Origin of the sequence: Brucella pseudogrignonensis, assembly GCF_032190615.1 — a bacterium.
Taxonomy (GTDB): Bacteria; Pseudomonadota; Alphaproteobacteria; order Rhizobiales; family Rhizobiaceae; genus Brucella; species Brucella pseudogrignonensis_B.
Map to the genome: position 1 here is coordinate 618,243 of NZ_JAVLAT010000001.1, position 20,691 is coordinate 638,933.

Consider the following 20,691-nt stretch of genomic DNA (forward strand, 5'->3'; position numbering starts at 1 on the left):
CTTTTACACCTGAGGTTTGAAACGTGCAAGCTGCTAATTTGTCTTATGCAAAGGGGACCGAACTCGTGCCAATCGGCAGCTTTGCCTCGTCTTCCGGTTCAACGTGAATCACGATTCGCGCACTATCGATCTGCGCTTTGAGCGCATCTTCGATTCGGTCACAGATAACATGCGCATCACCAACACTCATATCTGCGGCCACAACCAGATGAAACTCAATGAAGGTAACGCGGCCCGCAATGCGGGTCTTGAGATCATGCACCTCAATCGCACCCCCGGCATTGGCCGAAATCACATCACGAATGCGCATTTCTTCCGCCGGCTCGACACCGATATCCATCAAGCCTTGTATGGACTTATTGATAACACCCCAGCCTTGCCAGAGAATGTTGATTGCGACCAGAATTGCCAGCAGCGGATCAAGGATCGCCCAACCCGTAAGAACCGCACCGACAAGACCAACAAGCACACCGACCGAGGTGAAAACATCGGTCATAATATGCTGTCCATCTGCTTCAAGAGCAGGTGAACGCGCACTCCGCCCCGTGCGGATCAGGAGCGTGGCCCAGAGAGCATTGATCGCGGCGGCACCCATATTGATCGCAAGGCCAAGCCATGGTTCATCCATTTGGTGGGGTGCCTGCAGCGCAGACCATGCCTCTTTCACAATCAACAAAGACGCAATCGTGATCAAAACACCTTCGACAACTGCTGAAATATATTCAGCCTTGTGGTGTCCAAACGGGTGATTACCGTCTGCAGGCTTATGACTGACACTGATCGCCCACCATGCACCGAAGGCCGCGATGACATTAACGATGGATTCCAGAGCGTCCGAATAAAGCGCGACAGAGCCGGTCAGCGCATAGGCCAGATATTTCAGCCCCATAACGCCCAGTGCAACAGGAATCGACCAAGCGGCGAGCCGCCGAACTTTTACATTCGCGTTCATCATGAACCTTCAGATACTTTAATTCTTATCCCGACAAGCGGGTTCAGGCTAACGAGAGGCCTATTGCGCATTCACTCCGGCAAAGCCGGCAAGCAGCATTTCGATGGGCGTTCTATAGCGCATAAAATCAAGAATTCGAAACCCTGATTTTTCACTTCACGCATTTAATTTTCTCTTGCGAATGCAATGCATTACAGTTGCAAATGGTTCGCTAAAGCAGATCTAAAAAACCATGATTTTATAACCAGATAAATACAAAACCGGCCGCAGCTTTCACCACGGCCGGCTTTTTGTTTTGCAACTCAAAAACGCAGTTAGTAGTTGCTGCGACGCGCTTTGTGCTTTCCTGCCAGATGCGTGACGACATTTTCGATCATTCGCATACCCGCATTATGACCCAGCGTCATGATAGATTCGGGATGGAACTGCACCGCCGCAACAGGCTCTTTCTTATGTTCAAAAGCCATGATGACACCGTCTTCCGTTTCTGCCGTAACCAGAAAATCATCGGGCAGCCGTTCAGGATCAGCAAAGATCGAGTGGTAACGACCCACCGTTATCTCCTTTGGCAGTCCTGAGAAAATACGCTCCGGCTTTGAAACGCGGATGCGTGACGGCTTTCCATGCATCGGAATGCGAAGCTGGCGAAGCGTCCCGCCATAGGCTTCTGCAAGTGCCTGAAGACCAAGACAGACGCCGAAGATCGGCAGCTCACGCTTTCGTGCTTTCTCAATAGTCGCTTTGCAATCGAAGTCCTGCGGCGTGCCCGGTCCGGGCGACAGCACGACAAGATCAGGTTGAATGCGGTCGAACACCTCATCTGCGACAGGCGAGCGCACGGTCGAAACCGTTGCTCCCGTCTGACGGAAGTAGTTGGCGAGCGTGTGCACGAAGGAATCTTCATGATCCACCAGCAGGATCGAAATCCCCTCGCCGACTTTTGCCGCCACGCGTTCTTCCGCAACCTGATTGCTCTTCTGCGCTTCGCGCACGGCAGCGATCATTGCGGATGCTTTCAGTTCGGTTTCTGCTTCTTCCTCTTCCGGATTGGAATCGAACAACAGCGTTGCACCGGCGCGAATCTCTGCCACGCCTTCCTTGATGCGGATGGTGCGCAGCGTGAGGCCAGTATTCATGTCACCATTGAAATGCATCATACCGACAGCACCACCATACCATGCACGCGGACTGCGCTCGTTTTCTTCGAGGAAACGCATGGCCCAAAGTTTTGGTGCGCCGGTCACAGTCACAGCCCATGCATGGCTGAGGAAGCCATCAAAAGCATCCATGCCATCACGCAGTCGACCTTCGATATGATCCACCGTATGGATCAGACGCGAATACATTTCGATCTGACGGCGACCGATCACACGTACCGAGCCCGGCTCACAGACCCGACTCTTGTCGTTGCGATCCACATCCGAACACATCGTCAGCTCGGACTCGTCCTTCTTGGAATTAAGAAGCTTCAAAATCTGTTCGGAGTCTGAAATTGCATCTTCACCGCGCTTGATCGTGCCCGAAATCGGGCAGGTCTCGATACGGCGACCATTGACGCGCACGAACATTTCCGGCGAAGCGCCAACGAGATACTCATTTTCACCCAGATTGATGAAGAACGAATAAGGCGATGGATTGATCGACTTCAGACGACGGAAAATCTCTGATGGTGCCGTATGGCAGCGCTCGTAAAAAGTCTGTCCCGGCACGACTTCAAACAGATCACCGCGCTTGAAGCTATCCTTTGCGCGTTCAACCAGCTTGGCATATTCGCCCGGATTATGATCGCCGCGTGGCAGGTCACGCTCGGCAGGTTTGAAAGCCTGTACCGGCGTCGCGCGTGCAAGATCATGCGTCGAGGAACCGCCACAGCTGAACTCGTAGCGATCCACCCAGGCGCGCGCCGAGTAGTGATCCGCCACAAAGATTTCGTCGGGGATGAACAGCACCAGATCGCGCTGATCGTCGGGACGCTTCAGCTTGTACTGGATCGGATCGAACTGGAATGCGAGATCATAGCCGAACGCACCATAAAGGCCGAGATTTGCATCTTCTTCGGAGAAGAAAAGGCCTACAATTGCCCGCAATACGGTGAAAACCGAAGGTATGCGCGAACGCTCTTCTTCGGTGAATGTGCCGGTGGGTTCAGCAATCGTCAGCTCGATACGATCTTCATCGGCCTTATCGACCTTCACTTCGGCCAGCGCCTGAACCGTCTTTAAGACGGGACGCAGCAAGATGGTACCGCGCTTGTTCAGCGCTTCAATGCGCATCTGACGCGCGCGTGACGTGATTACGACCGGCGGATCTACAATTGCCGTATCCCATCGCGTATAGCGGCCCGGATATTCGTAATTGGAAGAAAACACCGCGCCGCGCCGCTCATTGAGAGCATCGATATAAGTCTCGATGGCTCCCTTATAAGCAGTCAGATGGCGCACACGTTCGACAACAATGCCGCCCGCTGTTTCGTGCGTGAATATCTCGCTATCCGCAATCTTCGCATTCATGACTGGCAATTCCCAAGTGTTATTCGTTATCGAGCACTTCCAAGGCTCAGGCCCCTCAACCAAAGCGCATTGTGCTTCGGCTTTTTATGCTCACATGCATTTCCCCCATAACCGGTTTCCACTTTTGGGAGACATGTGATGGTCTTATTCAAACAGCCAAACAAAAAGGCCGCCCGGATAATCCCAGCGGCCTGTTTCTAAACGCAAATGCACAAATGCCTGCGTGGCCGCTTTTAGCGAGCCCACCACCAGATTTTTGTTTCAATGCGCGAAATGTTCATGGCGATACTGTTAGCCTTCCCTTGCATCGCTTGCAACTGGAAAATTCAAGCCTTGATCGCTCTCTTCACACTAAGCATAACGCTGACTGCACAAAGAAAATCCGGATCCAATGAAGCGATCCGGATTTTCCCTTTGCCCTTAATGAGGACAACTATGATGAAAGTTAGCAGGCACCTTTCATCAAGCCTAAACGGGCACCGCCCAAAATGCCAAATGTATAAGTATAATATGACTTTTAGTATGCAGGGACATTACCATAGATTGTATATTCATTGCAACTATAAAGTGTATTAAATTGATCAACAGACTCATATCGGCCGTTGGCAACGCATATTTCGAGCTGTCAACGTCATCAGCACTTCACCAGAAACAAACAAAAAATGATATATCAGGAGTTTTGTATGAGCGATTAAACATTTTCGCCTTGCGTCCGCCGCCAATTTCGGATTCATTTCCGTCGCAGATCATTTGCAAACAAACAATAAGAGCCGTTCTTGCAGGCGGTCAAATGGGGACATCAATGAAGAATCTCGATGGCGTGGACAGAAGCATTCTGTCTGCACTTCAGGAAAATGGCCGGCTGACCAACACTGAACTTTCTGATCGTATCAATCTTTCGCAAACAGCAACTGCTGAGCGCGTCAAACGCTTGACCCGTGAAGGCTATATTCTGGGCTATTCGGCGCATCTGTCGCCAAAAATGCTTGATCGCTCAATGCTGGTTTTCATTGAAATCAAGCTGGACCGCACCACGCCGGAAGTGTTTGAAACCTTCTCCACATTCACACGCAGCAATCCCGACATTCTGGAATGCCATATGGTGGCAGGTGGCTTCGATTATCTGATCAAAGCGCGGGTTACAGATATGGACCACTATCGGCGATTTCTTTCTGAAGCGCTGCTCTCCCTTCCCGGCGTGCGCGAATCCCATACCTACGCAGTGATGGAAGAAGTCAAAGAAACATCGCATATTGCGGTTTAGTTTAGCGTCGGCCTTTCTTCGCACAGCACCCAACACGGCATACAGACTTAATTTGATATATTGCCAGAGGTATCATACGGGTATATACCCGCATTATGACAAATTCCTGCATATGTATTCATTTGCGTCAGGCAGCACGGAAAACCTCGGCCATTTATGACGAGGCACTGGCACCGCTTGGTATCAGCGTGGCGCAGTTCAGTCTGCTGAGAAAAATCGCGCGTGCCAAAACGATCTCGCTCACAGAACTGGCAGGCATTGCCGAACTTGATCGTTCGACAATGGGACGCAATGCAAAGGTCTTGCAGAAACTGGGCTTGATTGAGCCTGCTTCCAGCGATGATCATCGTGAAACCACGATAGCACTGAGCAATGAGGGCTATAGACTCGTCAAACAAGGTGAACCTTTGTGGGATCAGGCACAAAAAGAAATTGAAGTGCGACTTGGGCCCAAAGGTGTCGAACAACTTCAAACTCTTCTCGATGCCTTGTGATGATTGCCCATTGGGCTTGATTGAAAACAATGACTGAAACCTGCAACGTTTCTAAATAGCCTGCGGCTTCCCCTTGAAATTTCTTACCGGGCGAAATCCAGCCGAAACAGAAAGTACCGAAGATGATCTCGTCCCGCCTAGCCAGCTTTCTTGCACAGAGAAACATTCATTACGGATGGGTCATTGCAGGTATCACGTTTCTGACGATGCTGGCGACGGCGGCGGCCATGGGATCCGCTGGGATACTGATTGAGCCACTCCAACAGGAGTTTGGCTGGACCAATGCCAATATTTCATTCGCTATGGCGCTGCGCCTCGTGCTGTTCGGTCTGATGGGTCCATTTGCTGCTGCTTTCATGAACCAGTTTGGCCTGCGCCGCGTGGTCATGACGGCGCTTTTCATGATCTCATTTGGGCTTGTTGGCTCAATTTTCATGACTGAGCAATGGCAAATGGTAGCACTCTGGGGTGTCATCATCGGTCTTGGCACCGGCATGACGGCGCTTGTCCTTGGTGCTACAGTTGCTGCGCGCTGGTTTGAGAAGCGTCGCGGTCTCGTCGTGGGCATGATGACGGCCAGCAATGCAACAGGTCAGCTTATTTTCATGCCAATTCTGGCAAGCGTCAGCCAGAATATCGGCTGGCGTTCGTCACTGGTCATTGTCATTGCATTTCTGCTGGCAGCCCTCGTGCTAGTGCTGGTATTGATGCGGGATAAGCCTTCGGATGTCGGCCTCAAGCCCTATGGCCGTACAGCGCCGATGCCTGCACCGGAACCAAAGAAACAGTTTGGCGCCATGCTGCTGTCTCCACTCGTGACGCTGCGTGAAGCCTCATCGACAACCACTTTCTGGGTCTTGTTTCTCACGTTTTTCGTCTGCGGTTTTTCGACGAACGGCCTGATCCAGACACACTGGATTGCGCTTTGCGGCGATTATGGCATCGTTCCTGTCGGTGCTGCCGGGATACTGGCAGTCATCGGTGCTTTCGATCTGATCGGTACCATAGCGTCCGGCTGGCTTACCGACCGCTATGATAATCGCTGGCTTCTGTTCTGGTTCTACGCGTTGCGCGGTCTTTCGCTAATTTATCTGACTTTCACTGATTTTTCGATCTACGAACTCGCACTCTTTGCGGTCTTCTACGGCCTCGACTGGGTTGCAACCGTACCCCCAACCGTCAAGCTTGCAGCGGAGAAATTCGGCCCTGAAAAAGCGGGAATGGTCTTTGGCTGGGTCTTCACCGGCCATCAGGTGGGAGCCGCCGCAGCAGCCGCCTTTGCAGGCGTTGTCCGCACGGATTACGACAGCTACACGCCAGCTCTCATTCTGGCCGGAGCCATGTGTTTTGCAGCCGCCGCGATGGTTTTCCTGATCAATCGTCCGAAATTGCAAACAGCGTTTCAAGCGTCATAATGAGCATCGCCCCAATCAGCGCGACGAGCCCAACGGAAAAGCTCACCGTCTCGCTTGGTCAGAAGCACATCTTCGGAAAAGCCATCATCCTTGCAAAGCTTTATCGAAACCTTGCCGCCGCCAACCCGTGTTGGCGCGATAACCCGTGCTGATGCCGCAAGCAAAGGATCACGCGTCGCCGCGAGATAGACAAACTTCTCGTCTTCCCAAGGCACGTCTGCATCTTTGGTCAGACGATGAATCCGCGAACGCGCAACACGGCGGGAAAAGTGGCACCAGTCGGGTGAGACAATCGGACAATCAAACTGATGGGTGCAAGGGGCTGCGATATGTGCGCCTTGTTCCAAAAGCACAGCACGCGCATCAAGAATGCGCTGCCAGCCAGCTGGTGTTCCGGGTTCCACAATCACAAACAAATGTTGCGCCGAAGCCCAGAGCTTTTCCACCAGTGCCTTGCGGTCAAGCGGTGCCAGTTCATCGAGCACATAAGCAATCGTCACCAGATCAGCCTGCGGCAGATCCGGCTTTTCTTTAATCAGATCTGCGGCCCGCCATTCGGTTTGAATTCCGATGTTTTCTGCAAGTTTGCTGCCCACAGTGCGGATTGCCGGGCTTGCTTCGATCATTGTAGCGGATTGCAGATCAGGCCAGCAATCGCTGGCGGCCCACAGTGCAGTCCCCGGACCGCACCCCACATCAAGCATTGTCCGGGGCACGAAGTCGGGGCAGACGTCCGCAACACTCTCCAAGCTTGCACGCACGGCGGCATAGGTCGCAGGAAGACGCGCCGCCAGATAGGCCTTGGCAGCAAGATCATCCGAAATATGCAGCCGTCCATCGCGGGTTTCCGCACGATAACGCCGCGACAAAACCTCGGATGCGCGTTTCAAATCCGACAATGCAACGCCCTCAAGCGCAGCATCGACGGCCTGACGCAGTCTTGATGGCAACTCCATTCTATATCAGCGCTCCAGAACCTGCTTGATATCCACCAGATTCGAACGCACGCGCAGAATGTAAAAACCCATCGTTGTCAGATGCGATGGCGTAAACCACGCGTCAGGATTGCCGTTGGACACGATAAATGGCTGCATATCGAGCGCCGAACGCAACTGCCGTTCCATTTCGTCCCAGACTCCATCGAGGTGCTTTTCCGCCAGCACGCCACGGAAATCGGAATGGGCTGCACGCAGCAGGCCGTAATAGGCATAAAGCTGGCCATAAGCTAACCAGAAACGGTCATCGGCACGCGTATCGAACCATCCCGCATGATAGTTCTCTGCGCGATCCTTGAGAATTGCAGACGTCGAACCAAGATCACTCGCGATACGATCAACAAACTGGATCAGGTTATCTGCACGCGCATCAAAGGTTGCCTGGCAATTTTCCAGACGTGTATTGAACGCGCGCAAATCTTTAATCGCTGAACGATAATAGCTTGGCGTCGGTGTCTTTGGTCCAAATGGACTCAAGCCGAAATACCATGAATCTTCAGCAAACTGGAGGTTACCGCGTGCCTTCTGCAAATCATTGTCGATCTGCGAGGTGCCGCGCAGACGCCCGATATTGTCCACGAGTTCAATGGCCGTGCGTCTAACAGCGGCATTGATACCGCGCTGGAACGACGCTTTGTTATCGAGAAACGGCGTGCGGTCCCAGTCGATGCCAAAGAAACCAAGCTTGTAAAGCAGCATGGACGAAATCCATGCATTCTGATTCACGTTGAAATCGGTCAGGTCAGCGGCAACTTCGGCGATAGCAGATGGCGAACACTTGCGCGCGGTCGACGGAATTTGCGCCGCCTGCATAGGCTGTGTCTCAGTCTCCTGCTGCGTTGTCGCATCGGCATCGCCGGCAGCAGGTGTAGTGTCAGTCCCGCTTGCACTGTTGTCAGAAGGAGTGGGCGTTGCAGCCAACGGCGCAACAGGCGCGGTCGACACTTGCTCACCGGGCGTCACGGCATCTTGATAGCTGTATTTGGCGGGGTAATCGGGATTGAAATTCGTCCAGACCTGCGTTTGCCAGATGAAATAGACATAAAGACCGCCAAAGACGACCACGAGCAACGCAATTGCAACTTTCCACAAATTTCCGAGTTTAAGAAAAAGCCGCCACATCGCGCCAAGCGGCACGGCAATCACTCGCGCCAGTGCTGCAATAAAACGGCCAAGGAAGGAGAAAAAGCCCCGAACTGCATTCCACACTGTATAAAATCCTTCCTGCTGCCTGCAATTGCAGGCTCTCTGGCGCTCTCGTTCCACCAGCAACACTGCATCTGAAATGCAACGATCACCAGCCGGAAAATACTGCCGCTTGTCTCATTCTTCAAATAGAGTGTGGCGAGCTTTTCGACAACCATTGAGCAGCACCTCGCGCCAATTATCGCAGCTTTTCCTGTTGCGAGGGTTGAAACGAAACAAGCGGTGGGTAACATGGCACCCAGTCACCCCGCTTCGGCCAGAATTCTTTACGCGCCGATTTTTTGCCCGTCGGTCCAGAAAAACGAGTACAACACCCCCGGAAGTCGCAATCAGAAATATTTTCGCCGCAATGGTACTTGATCGGCGAAATCTTTGGTGTTTGCTAAAAGCTGGAACCGGAAAAACAATCAACCGTCAAAACGGCCCGGTTAATGGAGAGAAAAATGAAGTCCACATCGACGCCTTCGCTGAAACACGCCCTGAAAATGCTGGCTGTTACCACGGCCATCTTTGCCCTTCCAGCCGCGGCACAGGCTGCCGAAGCTGAAAGCTGCTCGACCGTTCGCTTCTCCGATGTCGGTTGGACCGACATCACCTCGACGACTGCTGTGGCGACAGAGATACTCAAGGGCCTTGGCTACAAAACCGATATCAAGGTTCTTTCTGTGCCAGTGACCTATGCGTCGCTGAGCAAGAAAGACATCGATGTGTTCCTTGGTTATTGGAACCCGTCGATGAGTGCCGATCTCAAGCCTTATCTGGATGATAAGAGCGTGGAAACGCTGCGCACCAATCTGACAGGCGCGAAATACACACTCGCGGTGCCAAAATATGCGTATGACGAAGGCCTGAAAGATTTCAAGGACATCGCGACTTTCAAGGATAAGCTCGGCGGCAAGATTTACGGCATAGAGCCAGGCAATGACGGCAACCGCCTGATCCTCGATATGATCACCAAGGATGCCTTTGGCCTCAAGTCCTTCGAACTCGCTGAATCATCGGAACAGGGCATGTTGGCGCAGGTCGCTCGCAGCATTAAGAGCAAAGACCCGGTTGTCTTCCTCGCATGGGAGCCACATCCGATGAACAAGCGCTTTGAAATCGCTTATCTCACCGGCGGCGATGATTTCTTTGGGCCGAACCTCGGCGGTGCGACGGTCGAAACCAATATCCGCGCTGGCTATGCGCAGGAATGCCCGAATGTTGGCAAGTTCCTGACCAATCTCGAATTCCAGCTTGAAATGGAAAACGAGATCATGGGCAAAATTCTCGATGATGGCGAAGAACCGGCAAAAGCTGCGACCGCATGGCTCAAGGCAAATCCTGCCGTGCTCGACAAGTGGCTCGACGGCGTGACCACGGTGGACGGCAAGGAAGGTCTCCCAGCCGTCAAGGCAGAACTCGGCCTGTAATTTTTGACAAGGCAGGGCCGCAGCATCCTGCGGCCTGCTCGCTTGCACAAAATCAAAACCAGAAAGAACGCAGCAGGAGTCACAATCGTTGAACTGGCTGACGGACTATAAAATCCCGGTTGGACCGACCGCAAAGTCGGTGGTCGACTGGCTTACTGATAATATGAGCGGTTTTTTCGATGCGCTGGCATCTGTGATGCAGTGGCTCATCGATGGTTTGTTGTATTTATTACAACTGCCGCATCCTTTGGCCCTCATCGCCATTTTTGCAGCTATTGCGTGGTTCATACAGCGCCGCATTTCTGTGGTTTTCCTCACGATTATCGGCTTTTTGTTCATCATCAATCAAGGCTATTGGGATGCAACGCTCAAGACACTGACACTTGTTTTGTCAGCTTGCTTTCTCTGCATGGCTATCGGCGTTCCGCTCGGCATTACAGCAGCGCATCGACCAAAGCTCTATGCCGTCATGCGCCCAATTCTCGATTTGATGCAGACGCTGCCAACCTTCGTTTATCTCATTCCGGCAATTGTCTTCTTCGGCATCGGTATGGTGCCCGGATTGCTGGCAACAGCAATTTTCGTGCTACCAGCCCCGGTGCGGCTGACACATCTGGGCATCTCATCGACACCTTCCTCCTTGATCGAAGCCGGTGAAGCTTTCGGCGCATCCCGTCGTCAGCTTCTGTGGAAAATCGAGCTGCCCTACGCAATGCCACAAATTCTGGCAGGGCTGACCCAAACAATCATGCTCTCGCTGTCCATGGTGGTGATTGCGGCCCTTGTGGGGGCAGATGGCCTGGGTGTGCCAGTGGTTCGTGCGCTCAACTCCGTCAATACATCGCTCGGTTTTGAATCGGGCTTCGTCATCGTCGTGGTCGCCATCGTGCTTGATCGCATCTTCCGCGCCGGGCGCGAGAAATAGGAGAGCCGGTTATGACGATCATTTCTGTAGAAGACGTCAGCATCATCTTCGGCAAGCATGTCGATAGCGCCCTGGAACTGGCTGATCGTGGTGCCTCACGCTCGGAAATTCAGGCTGAGACCGATCTCGTCCTAGGCGTCCATGATTGCTCGCTCGATATTCAGGAAGGCGAAATTCTCGTCCTGATGGGCTTGTCCGGTTCGGGAAAATCAACGCTGCTGCGCGCCATTAATCGGCTCAATCCAATTTCGCGTGGTCGCGTTCTGATCCGCGATGGCGAACGCACGATTGATGTTGGCAATGCCGACCGCAAGACACTGCGTCACCTGAGGACGGAACTTGTCTCAATGGTGTTCCAGCAATTTGGCCTGCTGCCATGGCGTTCGGTTGAAGAAAACGTCGCCTTTGGCTTGGAAATATCCGGTATGGGCAAGCAGGAACGGCTCAACCACGCACGCGCCCAGCTTGAACTGGTCGGTTTGCAGGAATGGGCCACCCGCAAGGTGGGCGAGCTTTCCGGCGGCATGCAGCAGCGCGTAGGCCTTGCCCGCGCGTTTGCTACAGGGGCACCCATCCTGTTGATGGATGAACCATTCTCAGCGCTTGATCCGCTGATCCGTACACGCTTGCAAGACGAGCTCCTGACCTTCCAGTCCCGGCTTAAGAAAACGATTGTGTTCGTTAGCCATGATCTTGACGAAGCGATGAAGATCGGCAATCGGATCGCTATTCTGGAAGGCGGGCGCATTATCCAGTGCGGAACACCACAGGACATCCTCCTGCAACCCGCCAATCAGTATGTGGCGGATTTCGTCGCCCATATGAACCCGCTCGGCGTGTTGCAAGCGGGCGACATCATGACCCCGTTTGACCGCAATGCAGCCCCTCGCCCATTTGCAGCAACCACACGAAAAGAAACGCTTGTTCGGGAACTGATGAATGCCGTCGCGGACAGCAGCGGCGATGTGGGCATTGTCGAGAATGGCGCTATTATCGGAAAAATCAGCGCCGATGACATTGTTCGGGCGCTCTCCTGGCATCAGCAGCGCGGACAGCATTAAAAAAACGCCGCCTAAAAAAGGCGGCGTTTTCATTTTCAATTTAAAGAGCTTTAAGCTTGTGCAGCCTGACGTGCTGCCGCACGCGCTTCAACCCGGGCGCGGATTGCATCCACATCCGCACGCGGTGTCGCTGCAAACAGTTTCTTCGTGTAGTCATGTTGCGGGTTGTTGAACACATCGTCACGTGAGCCGTATTCAACAACTTCACCGAAATACATCACCATCACATCGTCCGCGATGTAACGAACCACCGACAGATCGTGGCTGATGAACACGTAAGTCAGGCCAAACTCTTCCTGAAGATCAGCAAGAATATTCAGCACCTGTGCCTGCACCGAAAGATCAAGCGCCGAAACCGGTTCATCCAGAATGAGCAGCTTCGGATTGAGCATCAGTGCGCGTGCAATTGCAATACGCTGCCGCTGACCACCAGAGAACATATGCGGGTAGCGATTGAAATGTTCCTTGCCAAGGCCAACCTTGATAAGCATTTCCATCGATTTTTCACGACGTTCGGCAGCCGACATATTCGTGTTGAGCAGCAAAGGCTCAGCCAGAACATCACCAATCTTCTGGCGCGGATTGAGCGAGCCATACGGATTCTGGAACACGATCTGCACCTTCTGGCGCATTTCTGGTGTCAGACCATCACGGGCAATATTCACATCCTGTCCGCCGATCAGCAATTCGCCGGATGTCTGCGGATCGATCATGGTGAGGATTCGGGCAAGCGTCGACTTGCCACAACCCGATTCACCGACGATTGCGAGTGTTTTGCCCTTCTCCACCTTGAAGCTCACACCCTTCACGGCATGGACGACTTTCGGCTTGCCAAAGAGACCGCCACCAACATGGTAATCGCGCTTGATGTCGCGCGCTTCGAGAACAATCTCGCTCATCACGCTTCTCCTGCGGATTTATCTGCAAAGACAAAATCGGAAACCGTGGGCAGACGGTCGCCCGTCGCATTTTCCGGCAAAGCCGAAAGAAGCGCACGGGTGTAAGGATGCTTAGGCGCGGTAAACAACGACAACACGTCGGAGTCTTCCATCTTATGCCCCTTATACTGCACAATCACACGATCAGCCGTTTCAGCAACAACACCCATATCATGGGTGATCATGATCAAACCCATGCCATGTTCGACCTGAAGACGCATCAGCAGATCGAGAATCTGCTTCTGGATCGTCACGTCAAGCGCAGTGGTCGGTTCGTCGGCAATCAGCAGCTTGGGATTACACGCAATCGCAATCGCGATCATCACGCGCTGGCACTGGCCACCCGACATCTGATGCGGGAAGCTGGAGAGGCGTTCAGCCGCATCGCGGATACCGACCAGTTCAAGCAGCTCAATGGCGCGTGCGCGGCTTGCGGAACCCTTAAGCCCCAGATGGCGCCTCAGTACTTCTTCAAGCTGATAGCCAACCGTGAAACACGGATTAAGGCTTGCGACCGGCTCCTGAAAGATCATCGAAATATCGCGTCCGATGATCTTGCGGCGTTCCTTGTCGGACATACCTTTCAGGTCCTGCCCGTCAAATGTCATGCTGTCGGCGGTAACAGTCGCAGTCTTCGGCAGCAAACCCATCACGGCGAGCATGCCCACCGATTTACCCGAACCGGACTCTCCCACGATTGCCAGCACTTCGCCCTTGTCCACCGAGATATCGATGCCATCAACCGCTTTAAAAGGGCCAGTCGAAGTGTCGAACGAAACCGTCAAGTTCTTGATTTCAAGCAAAGCCATCGATCAGCTCCTCTTCAGTTTCGGATCAAGCGCATCGCGCAGACCATCGCCGACCAGATTGATCGCAAGAACAGTGATCAGGATCGCAAGACCAGGGAAAGTAACAATCCACCACGCACTCAAAATGAACTCGCGTGCTTCCGCGAGCATCGTGCCCCATTCAGGTGTTGGCGGCTGCGCGCCCATACCAAGGAAGCCAAGTGCGGCCACGTCCAGAATCGCATTCGAGAAGGACATGGTGGCCTGAACGACCAGCGGCGCAAGACAGTTTGGCAGGATCGTCTTGAACATCAGACGGAACCTGCTTGCACCAGCAAGCCTTGAAGCGGTTACATATTCCCGCTCTTTTTCGGCCATCACAGCAGCGCGCGTCAGACGCGAAAAGTGCGGCAGCAAAACCAGCGTAATCGCAAGCACCGCGTTGATCAGGCCTGGTCCGAGAATAGCCACCAGAACCAGAGCCAGCAACAATGATGGGAACGCCAGAATAACGTCCATGATACGCATGAAAACCGTATCAATGCCGCCGCCGAAATAGCCAGAAATAACGCCAATCGTGATGCCGAGGCACATCGAAATAATAACGATGACAAAGCCCACGAGCAGCGAATATTGAGCACCATAGATCAGGCGAGACAGAATATCACGGCCAACCGCATCCGTCCCCAAAAGGAACTGCGTACTACCGCCCTGCTCCCAGAACGGAGGCACCTTCACGAAATCACGATATTGTTCGACCGGATTATGCGGCGCAATCAACGGTGCAAAAATCGCCACCAGAATGATTGCGAGAAAGACGAAAAGACCGATGACAGCGCCGCGATTTACGCTGAAATAAAACCAGAAATCTTTCAAAGCCCGGAGTTTGCCGACTTCGTTTGTCATTTCCGGCTGGATAGCTGCCGACTGATTTGTCGCCGGCTGATTTGTTGGGTGTGTCATGATACCCTCACTTGTGCCGGATACGCGGATTGATCAGACCGTAAAGCAGATCGACGACCAAATTAACGATCATGATAATGAACGCAATGATCAGCAATCCGCTCTGAACGACCGGATAGTCGCGTCGCGAAATCGAATCGAGCATCCACTTGCCAATGCCGGGCCAGGAGAAAATGGTCTCTGTCAGGATCGCACCGGCCATCAACACACCGACCTGAAGGCCGATTGTTGTGATGACAGGAATCATCGCATTACGCAGCGCATGAAGACCAATGACGCGACGAAGCGGCAAGCCCTTGGCGCGTGCTGTGCGGACATAATCCTCACCCAGCACTTCCAGCATCGCCGAGCGTGTCTGACGCGCAATAACCGCAAGGGGAATCGTGGCCAGAACGATCGTCGGCAGGATCAGATGCGATACGGCAGAAGCGAACGCCCCTTTCTGACCAGACAGCAAGCTATCAATTAGCATGAATCCTGTCACTGGAGGAAAGTAGTAAAGCAGCGAGATACGGCCTGAAACGGGCGTCAGTTGCAAGACACCCGAGAACAGAATGATCAGAAGCAGTGCCCACCAGAAAATCGGCATTGAATAACCAACCAGTGAGATGCCCATCAGTCCCTGATCAAACCATGAACCGCGCTTGACAGCAGCGATAACGCCTGCCGGGATGCCGACAAGAATAGCCAGAATGATTGCACAGAATGCCAGTTCAACCGTTGCCGGGAACAGCGCAAAAAATTCGTCGATAACTGGCTTTTTTGTCACCAGCGACTGACCAAAATCACCATGCAGGAGATTGCCGACATAATGGAGGTACTGCTCCCACAATGGCCGGTCAAATCCGAGCTGAGCCAGCAATTGCGCATGGCGCTCCGGACTGACGCCGCGCTCACCCGCCATCAGCAGAACAGGATCTCCCGGCAGCACGCGCACAAAGGCGAAAGCAACAATCGTGATGCCGATGAAAGTCGGTATCAGATAGAGAAGTTTGTTAAATATGAAACGAAACATACAAAAACTCCGACCGGGTGCGGAGGAAACCTCCACACCCGGCCGCTGGTGTTGTCGGGATTTTACTCTGTGATATCGACTTCTTCGAAGCGATAGTCACCAAGAGGGCTCTGCTTGAAGCCCGTGACCTTGGCCGACATCGGCACAAAAACAGTCGAATGAGCAATCGTGTTCCAAGGAGCCTGCTCCTTGAAGATCACCTGAGCGTCTTCATAAAGCTTCACGCGTTCATCATGGCTTGTCGACACCTTGGCCTTCTGGATCAGGTCTTCGAATGGCTGGTAGCACCACTGAGCGCGGTTGTTCGAGCCAACGCCTGCGCAGCCCAGAAGCGTGCCGAGGAAGTTGTCCGGATCACCATTGTCACCAGTCCAGCCGAGAATGACTGCACCGTCGCGGTCTTTTTCGCCGGACTTCTTGAGGTATTCACCCCATTCCATCGAAACGATTTCAGCGTTTACGCCAACCTTGGCAAGATCTGACTGCATCAGTTCAGCAGTACGACGTGCGTTTGGCATGTAAGGACGGCTGACAGGCATTGCCCACAGCTTCATCTTCAGATCCTTGACGCCAGCAGCTTCGAGAGCCTTCTTGGCAGCTTCCGGATCGTACTTGTCGTCTTCGATCTTGTCGTTGTAGCTCCACATTGTCGGTGGAATCGGGTTCTTGGCAACCTGGCCCTGACCTTCATAAACACCATCAACGATTGCCTGCTTGTTAACAGCCTGATTGAGTGCCTTACGCACTTCTGGCTTATCAAATGGAGCAACAGTGGTGTTGTAAGCGAAGTAAGCGACGTTCAGGCCAGCCTGCTCATCGACCTTAAGGTTCGAATCGCCCTGAAGACCTTTAATGTCAGCAGGTGCAGGGTAAGACATCAGATGACATTCACCGGCCTTGAGTTTCTGCGCACGAACCGCAGGGTCAGTGGTGATTGCAAAGACCAGATCATCGATCTTAGGCTTGCCACCCCAGTAATCCGGGTTCGCCTTGAAACGAACAACTGCGTCCTTCTGATAAGCGACGAACTGGAAAGGACCAGTACCAACCGGGAACTGGTTAAGATCGCTCTGCTTGCCATCGGCTGCGAGCTTATCTGTATATTCCTTGGAGATGATCGACGCAAAAGGCATTGAGATATTTGCGAGGAAAGCAGCTTCCGGACGGGTCAGAATAAACTTGACGGTGTTGTCGTCAATCTTCTGAATTTCCTTGATCAGCGAACCCATTTCCATGGAATCGAAATATTCGTACGAAATGCCGGACGTATATTCGTGCCAAGGGTTTTCCTTGTTGCCCATACGGTCGAACGAGAAGATCACGTCATCAGCGTTGAAATTACGGGTTGGCGTGAAATTGTCACTCGAGTGGAACTTGACGCCTTCACGAAGCTTAAAAGTGTATTCCTTACCATCGTCCGAAACAGTCCAGCTTTCTGCCAGGCCTGGAACAACCTCAGTTGTGCCATTTTCAAACTCTGCAAGGCGGTTATAGACCGGATGCGCCGACGCATCGAACGTGTCACCACCAGTGTAGGCAGCAGGATCGAAGCCTTCAGGAGAAGCTGGCGAGCAATAGACAAAGGTCTTTGCCGATGCTGCGCCGCTCATCAGAGCGACAACTGCCGTTGCCGCCAGAAGTGTTTTATAAAATTTCATTTAGTGCCCGCCTCCACGGAAATATTATTGCGCGCACCCTAAGCGCGCAAGTGGCGCTTATCGAAACGTGTACAAACAAACAATGCAAGCGTAATTTTTAGAATCTAGTTATATTCTTAACCGATTTTCTAACCGAAAATTAGATTCAGATTCTTATATCTGGTCACTTTTTAGAAAATTGCGCTAAAGGCGGTTCATTTATAATAATCTTTACCCGCATAAGTTCTCTGTTTTGATATATGAGCTGCGGATTAAGAATCGAATTTTTCTCTGTAAAGATGCATTTCTGATATCAGCTGTCAGCGGTCACAGAAAACAATCAACAAGGGTATCTAGCGGGCCTAAAATCGCCCGTTGAAACAAATCACCATGTTTTTTGGGACAAATAGGGCGTTTTTTTATGCGTAGACATATAAGCAAGGACTTTAAAATTTCCGCATATAGTATTAATTTTTGTACTGCTCGCTCAAAAATGTAGCCGGGCAATTTTAACCTTATGCTGTCTTACGGGGGTATGACTGCAAATGTCTAACGAAAATTTTTTTGATTTAGTTGAAAATGTTGATTCCGCAGCGGATTTTCTTTCCGCATTAGCAAAGAATAAGAGACTGCTCATTTTGTGTAAATTGCTTCACAATGAAATGTCTGTTGGCGCGTTAGCAAAAGCTATCGACCTCAGTCAGTCTGCTTTATCGCAACATCTGGCAAAACTGAGAGCGCTTGACCTGGTGTCTACACGACGAGACGCCCAGACAATTTATTATATTGTATCATCGCCTCATATCGAGTTGATGTTGTCTACGCTTTCAAGTCTCTATATGAATCCAGCTCCGCGTCGGCGCGAAATGGCGGCTGTACTCCATCAATAACATAACCTCATGAGGCATAAGTCGTGCGATGAAGGCAACACAACCCGGATCGCACGACTTTGTCGTCGAAATAACTGACGCCAATGATGTAAGGCTCGCAGCCTATAAAAACATCCGAGAAAAAGATCTGGTTGGCCGCCAACAGCGCTTTATCGCTGAGGGTAAAGTCGTTCTCAATGTTCTCTTTTCGGAAGCTGCGCGCTTTCAAACAGAATCCCTGCTTATTCTCGAAAACCGGCTGAGTGGCCTGCAGGATCAGCTTGCACAACTGCCAGCAGGTGTAGAGGTGTATTCCGTACCGCAATCCGTCATGGACCAGGTGGCTGGATTTCATGTCCACCGTGGCATTCTGGCGGTCGGACGACGCAAGCCTCAGCCTGAACTCGCGGACATGATCAATCGTTTGCCAGCAAACGCACTCGCCGTCGTTTTATGTGGCATTTCCAACCACGACAATGTCGGATCGATCTTCCGCAATGCAGCTGCTTTTGAGGCAGATTGCGTTTTGATGGACGAAACCTGCTGCGATCCCCTCTACCGAAAAGCCATACGCGTTTCGGTTGGCGCGACATTGAAGGTTCCGTATTTTCACGGTGCGAACATAGAAACAATCATAGCGACACTACAGGCCGCCAAATTCAATATATTGGCGCTCAGCCCTTCATCGGAATTGAATATCTATCAGGCGCCAAGCAACAATCGTCAGGCGCTGTTATTCGGCACTGAAGGCGAAGGGCTCCCCGCACATCTTTTACGGCAGCTCACGGGTGCGCGCATTCCCATGTCATCGCAATTTGACAGCCTTAACGTGGCGACAGCATCGGGCATTGCCCTCTCCCGCTTCAGCAAATTTGGCTGAACACAAAAAGCCTCCCGCAAATGCCGGAGGCTTTTTTTAAGCTGTTTAAAAATCGTTCTTAGGCTGCAGAAGCGCTGGCTGTCCCCGTAACAAGGCGACGGAGCATTTCCTCGGCGCCTGGTTCACGCTCCGAACGGGCGATGAACCCACCACCAAATACCCGTGCGGTATTGCTATCGTCCGAATAAAGTACGCAAGCCTGTCCGGGTGCAATGCCACTTTCGCCATCAACAAGTTCTACCCATGTCTTGCCGTCTGCATGATGCAGAACAGCAGGGCGTGGTGGGCGTGTCGAACGGACCTTGGCGAACACTTCCATGCCGCCTTCTGGCAGGGCATCAATTGCTTGATCACCTAGCCAGTTCACGTCACGCAAAAATACTTTGTGCGTTTCTAGTGCTTCACGTGGGCCAACAATAACCCGCGTATTGGCAGCATCAAGATGTACCACATAAAGTGGATCACCTGTAGCAACACCAATGCCGCGGCGCTGGCCAACGGTATAATGAACAATGCCGTCATGACGCCCAAGCACACGGCCATCGATATGAACAATATCGCCCGGCGTTGCCGCTTCCGGCTTCAGCTTGGAAATGATGTCGGTATATTTACCCTGCGGAACAAAACAAATGTCCTGACTATCCTGCTTTTTCGCAACGGTCAGACCCATTTCTTCCGCAATCTCACGCACACGAGCCTTTGGCAGGTGACCAAGCGGGAAACGCAGATAATCGACCTGATCCTGCGTGGTTGCGAACAGGAAGTAGCTTTGATCGCGATCAGAATCTTCCGGACGGAACATCGCACGATGTTCGCCATTCAAACCACTGCGGATATAATGACCCGTTGCCAATGCATCGGCCCCAAGCTCGCGCGCGGTCTGCAACAGATCGGCAAATTTCACGGTCTGGTTACACGACACGCAAGGAATCGGTGTTTCACCGCTCACGTAAGAATTTGCAAACGTATCGATCACTGCTTCGCGGAAACGCGCTTCATAATCGAGAACGTAATGAGGAATGCCGAGACTTTCCGAAACGCGACGGGCATCTTCAATGTCCTGACCGGCACAGCATGAACCAGCGCGATGCACAGCCGCGCCATGATCATAAAGCTGTAGCGTTACGCCAACAACATCATAGCCTTCACGTTTGAGGATGCCGGCCACAACAGAAGAATCGACGCCACCCGACATGGCGACGACAACGCGCGTGTCTTCCGGCTTTCCCGGCAGATCGAGGCTGTTCAGGCTCATGATTGAATCCAGCTTCCGGGCATAGGCCCTGCTTCTCAAAGTTTAGATTTGCGCCCTATATAGGTCAAACAATGGGTGCTTGCCAAGATGTCGCAGTAAAAACATCGTCTGA

Annotated in this window: 18 protein-coding genes; 8 read left to right on the forward strand and 10 right to left on the reverse strand. The window is 52.4% G+C overall.

Features of this window, described 5'->3' with window-relative positions:
* Window positions 1–43: 43 nt before the first annotated feature.
* Window positions 44–952, reverse strand: coding sequence for a cation diffusion facilitator family transporter (locus RI570_RS03045; protein WP_313828530.1), 909 nt, complete (start codon window positions 950–952; stop codon window positions 44–46).
* Between the two features lie 314 nt (window positions 953–1,266).
* Window positions 1,267–3,462 (reverse strand): anthranilate synthase component I, encoded by a 2,196-nt coding sequence (locus tag RI570_RS03050; protein WP_313826890.1) that lies wholly within the window; start codon window positions 3,460–3,462, stop codon window positions 1,267–1,269.
* 802 nt (window positions 3,463–4,264) lie between these two features.
* On the opposite strand from RI570_RS03050, the gene RI570_RS03055 reads away from it, so the two are divergent.
* The 3 genes from RI570_RS03055 (at window position 4,265) to RI570_RS03065 (ending at window position 6,635) form a co-directional block, all read left to right on the forward strand.
* Window positions 4,265–4,726, forward strand: coding sequence for an Lrp/AsnC ligand binding domain-containing protein (locus tag RI570_RS03055; RefSeq protein WP_313826891.1), 462 nt, complete (start codon window positions 4,265–4,267; stop codon window positions 4,724–4,726).
* 95 nt (window positions 4,727–4,821) lie between these two features.
* Window positions 4,822–5,220, forward strand: a complete 399-nt coding sequence (locus tag RI570_RS03060; RefSeq protein ID WP_313826892.1) for a MarR family winged helix-turn-helix transcriptional regulator — start codon at window positions 4,822–4,824, stop codon at window positions 5,218–5,220.
* A gap of 122 nt (window positions 5,221–5,342) precedes the next feature.
* The gene (locus tag RI570_RS03065) at window positions 5,343–6,635 is read left to right on the forward strand and encodes an MFS transporter (RefSeq protein WP_313826893.1); all 1,293 of its coding nucleotides are present in this window, start codon (window positions 5,343–5,345) and stop codon (window positions 6,633–6,635) included.
* Here RI570_RS03065 and RI570_RS03070 read toward each other — a convergent pair.
* Window positions 6,623–7,591 (reverse strand): small ribosomal subunit Rsm22 family protein, encoded by a 969-nt coding sequence (locus tag RI570_RS03070; RefSeq protein ID WP_313826894.1) that lies wholly within the window; start codon window positions 7,589–7,591, stop codon window positions 6,623–6,625. The two genes, RI570_RS03065 and RI570_RS03070, sit on opposite strands and share 13 nt — an antisense overlap.
* A gap of 6 nt (window positions 7,592–7,597) precedes the next feature.
* A complete protein-coding gene (locus tag RI570_RS03075; RefSeq protein WP_313826895.1) occupies window positions 7,598–8,839 on the reverse strand; it encodes a DUF2333 family protein in 1,242 nt (413 codons plus the stop codon).
* A 440-nt stretch (window positions 8,840–9,279) separates the two neighbouring features.
* Here RI570_RS03075 and RI570_RS03080 point away from each other — a divergent pair, with 440 nt between their 5' ends.
* From RI570_RS03080 to choV, 3 genes are all read left to right on the forward strand, one after another.
* On the forward strand, window positions 9,280–10,248 hold the full coding sequence (locus RI570_RS03080) for a choline ABC transporter substrate-binding protein (protein WP_409558610.1): 969 nt from the start codon (window positions 9,280–9,282) through the stop codon (window positions 10,246–10,248).
* 88 nt (window positions 10,249–10,336) lie between these two features.
* Complete coding sequence (choW, locus tag RI570_RS03085) at window positions 10,337–11,173, forward strand: choline ABC transporter permease subunit (RefSeq protein ID WP_313826896.1); 837 nt, start codon at window positions 10,337–10,339, stop codon at window positions 11,171–11,173.
* 11 nt (window positions 11,174–11,184) lie between these two features.
* The gene (gene choV / locus RI570_RS03090) at window positions 11,185–12,234 is read left to right on the forward strand and encodes a choline ABC transporter ATP-binding protein (RefSeq protein WP_313826897.1); all 1,050 of its coding nucleotides are present in this window, start codon (window positions 11,185–11,187) and stop codon (window positions 12,232–12,234) included.
* A 50-nt stretch (window positions 12,235–12,284) separates the two neighbouring features.
* Here the strand turns inward: choV and RI570_RS03095 are convergent, their stop codons facing one another.
* The 5 genes from RI570_RS03095 to RI570_RS03115 all read right to left on the reverse strand — a co-directional run bounded on the left by RI570_RS03095 (window position 12,285) and on the right by RI570_RS03115 (window position 17,596).
* Entirely contained in the window at window positions 12,285–13,133 is an 849-nt protein-coding gene (locus tag RI570_RS03095) for a dipeptide ABC transporter ATP-binding protein (RefSeq protein WP_313826898.1), read from the reverse strand.
* Window positions 13,133–13,981 (reverse strand): ABC transporter ATP-binding protein, encoded by an 849-nt coding sequence (locus RI570_RS03100; protein ID WP_313826899.1) that lies wholly within the window; start codon window positions 13,979–13,981, stop codon window positions 13,133–13,135. Before RI570_RS03100 ends, RI570_RS03095 begins: the two co-directional genes overlap by 1 nt.
* Window positions 13,982–13,984: 3 nt before the next feature.
* Window positions 13,985–14,923, reverse strand: a complete 939-nt coding sequence (locus tag RI570_RS03105; RefSeq protein ID WP_313826901.1) for an ABC transporter permease subunit — start codon at window positions 14,921–14,923, stop codon at window positions 13,985–13,987.
* A 7-nt stretch (window positions 14,924–14,930) separates the two neighbouring features.
* Entirely contained in the window at window positions 14,931–15,938 is a 1,008-nt protein-coding gene (locus RI570_RS03110) for an ABC transporter permease subunit (protein WP_313826902.1), read from the reverse strand.
* A gap of 62 nt (window positions 15,939–16,000) precedes the next feature.
* Entirely contained in the window at window positions 16,001–17,596 is a 1,596-nt protein-coding gene (locus tag RI570_RS03115) for an ABC transporter substrate-binding protein (RefSeq protein WP_313826903.1), read from the reverse strand.
* Between the two features lie 524 nt (window positions 17,597–18,120).
* Between RI570_RS03115 and RI570_RS03120 the strand changes: the two genes are divergently transcribed.
* A complete protein-coding gene (locus RI570_RS03120; RefSeq protein ID WP_313826905.1) occupies window positions 18,121–18,465 on the forward strand; it encodes a metalloregulator ArsR/SmtB family transcription factor in 345 nt (114 codons plus the stop codon).
* 28 nt (window positions 18,466–18,493) lie between these two features.
* Entirely contained in the window at window positions 18,494–19,324 is an 831-nt protein-coding gene (locus RI570_RS03125; RefSeq protein ID WP_313826906.1) for an RNA methyltransferase, read from the forward strand.
* A 58-nt stretch (window positions 19,325–19,382) separates the two neighbouring features.
* Here RI570_RS03125 and mnmA read toward each other — a convergent pair whose 3' ends face one another.
* On the reverse strand, window positions 19,383–20,579 hold the full coding sequence (mnmA, locus tag RI570_RS03130) for a tRNA 2-thiouridine(34) synthase MnmA (protein ID WP_313826907.1): 1,197 nt from the start codon (window positions 20,577–20,579) through the stop codon (window positions 19,383–19,385).
* Window positions 20,580–20,691 lie beyond the last annotated feature (112 nt).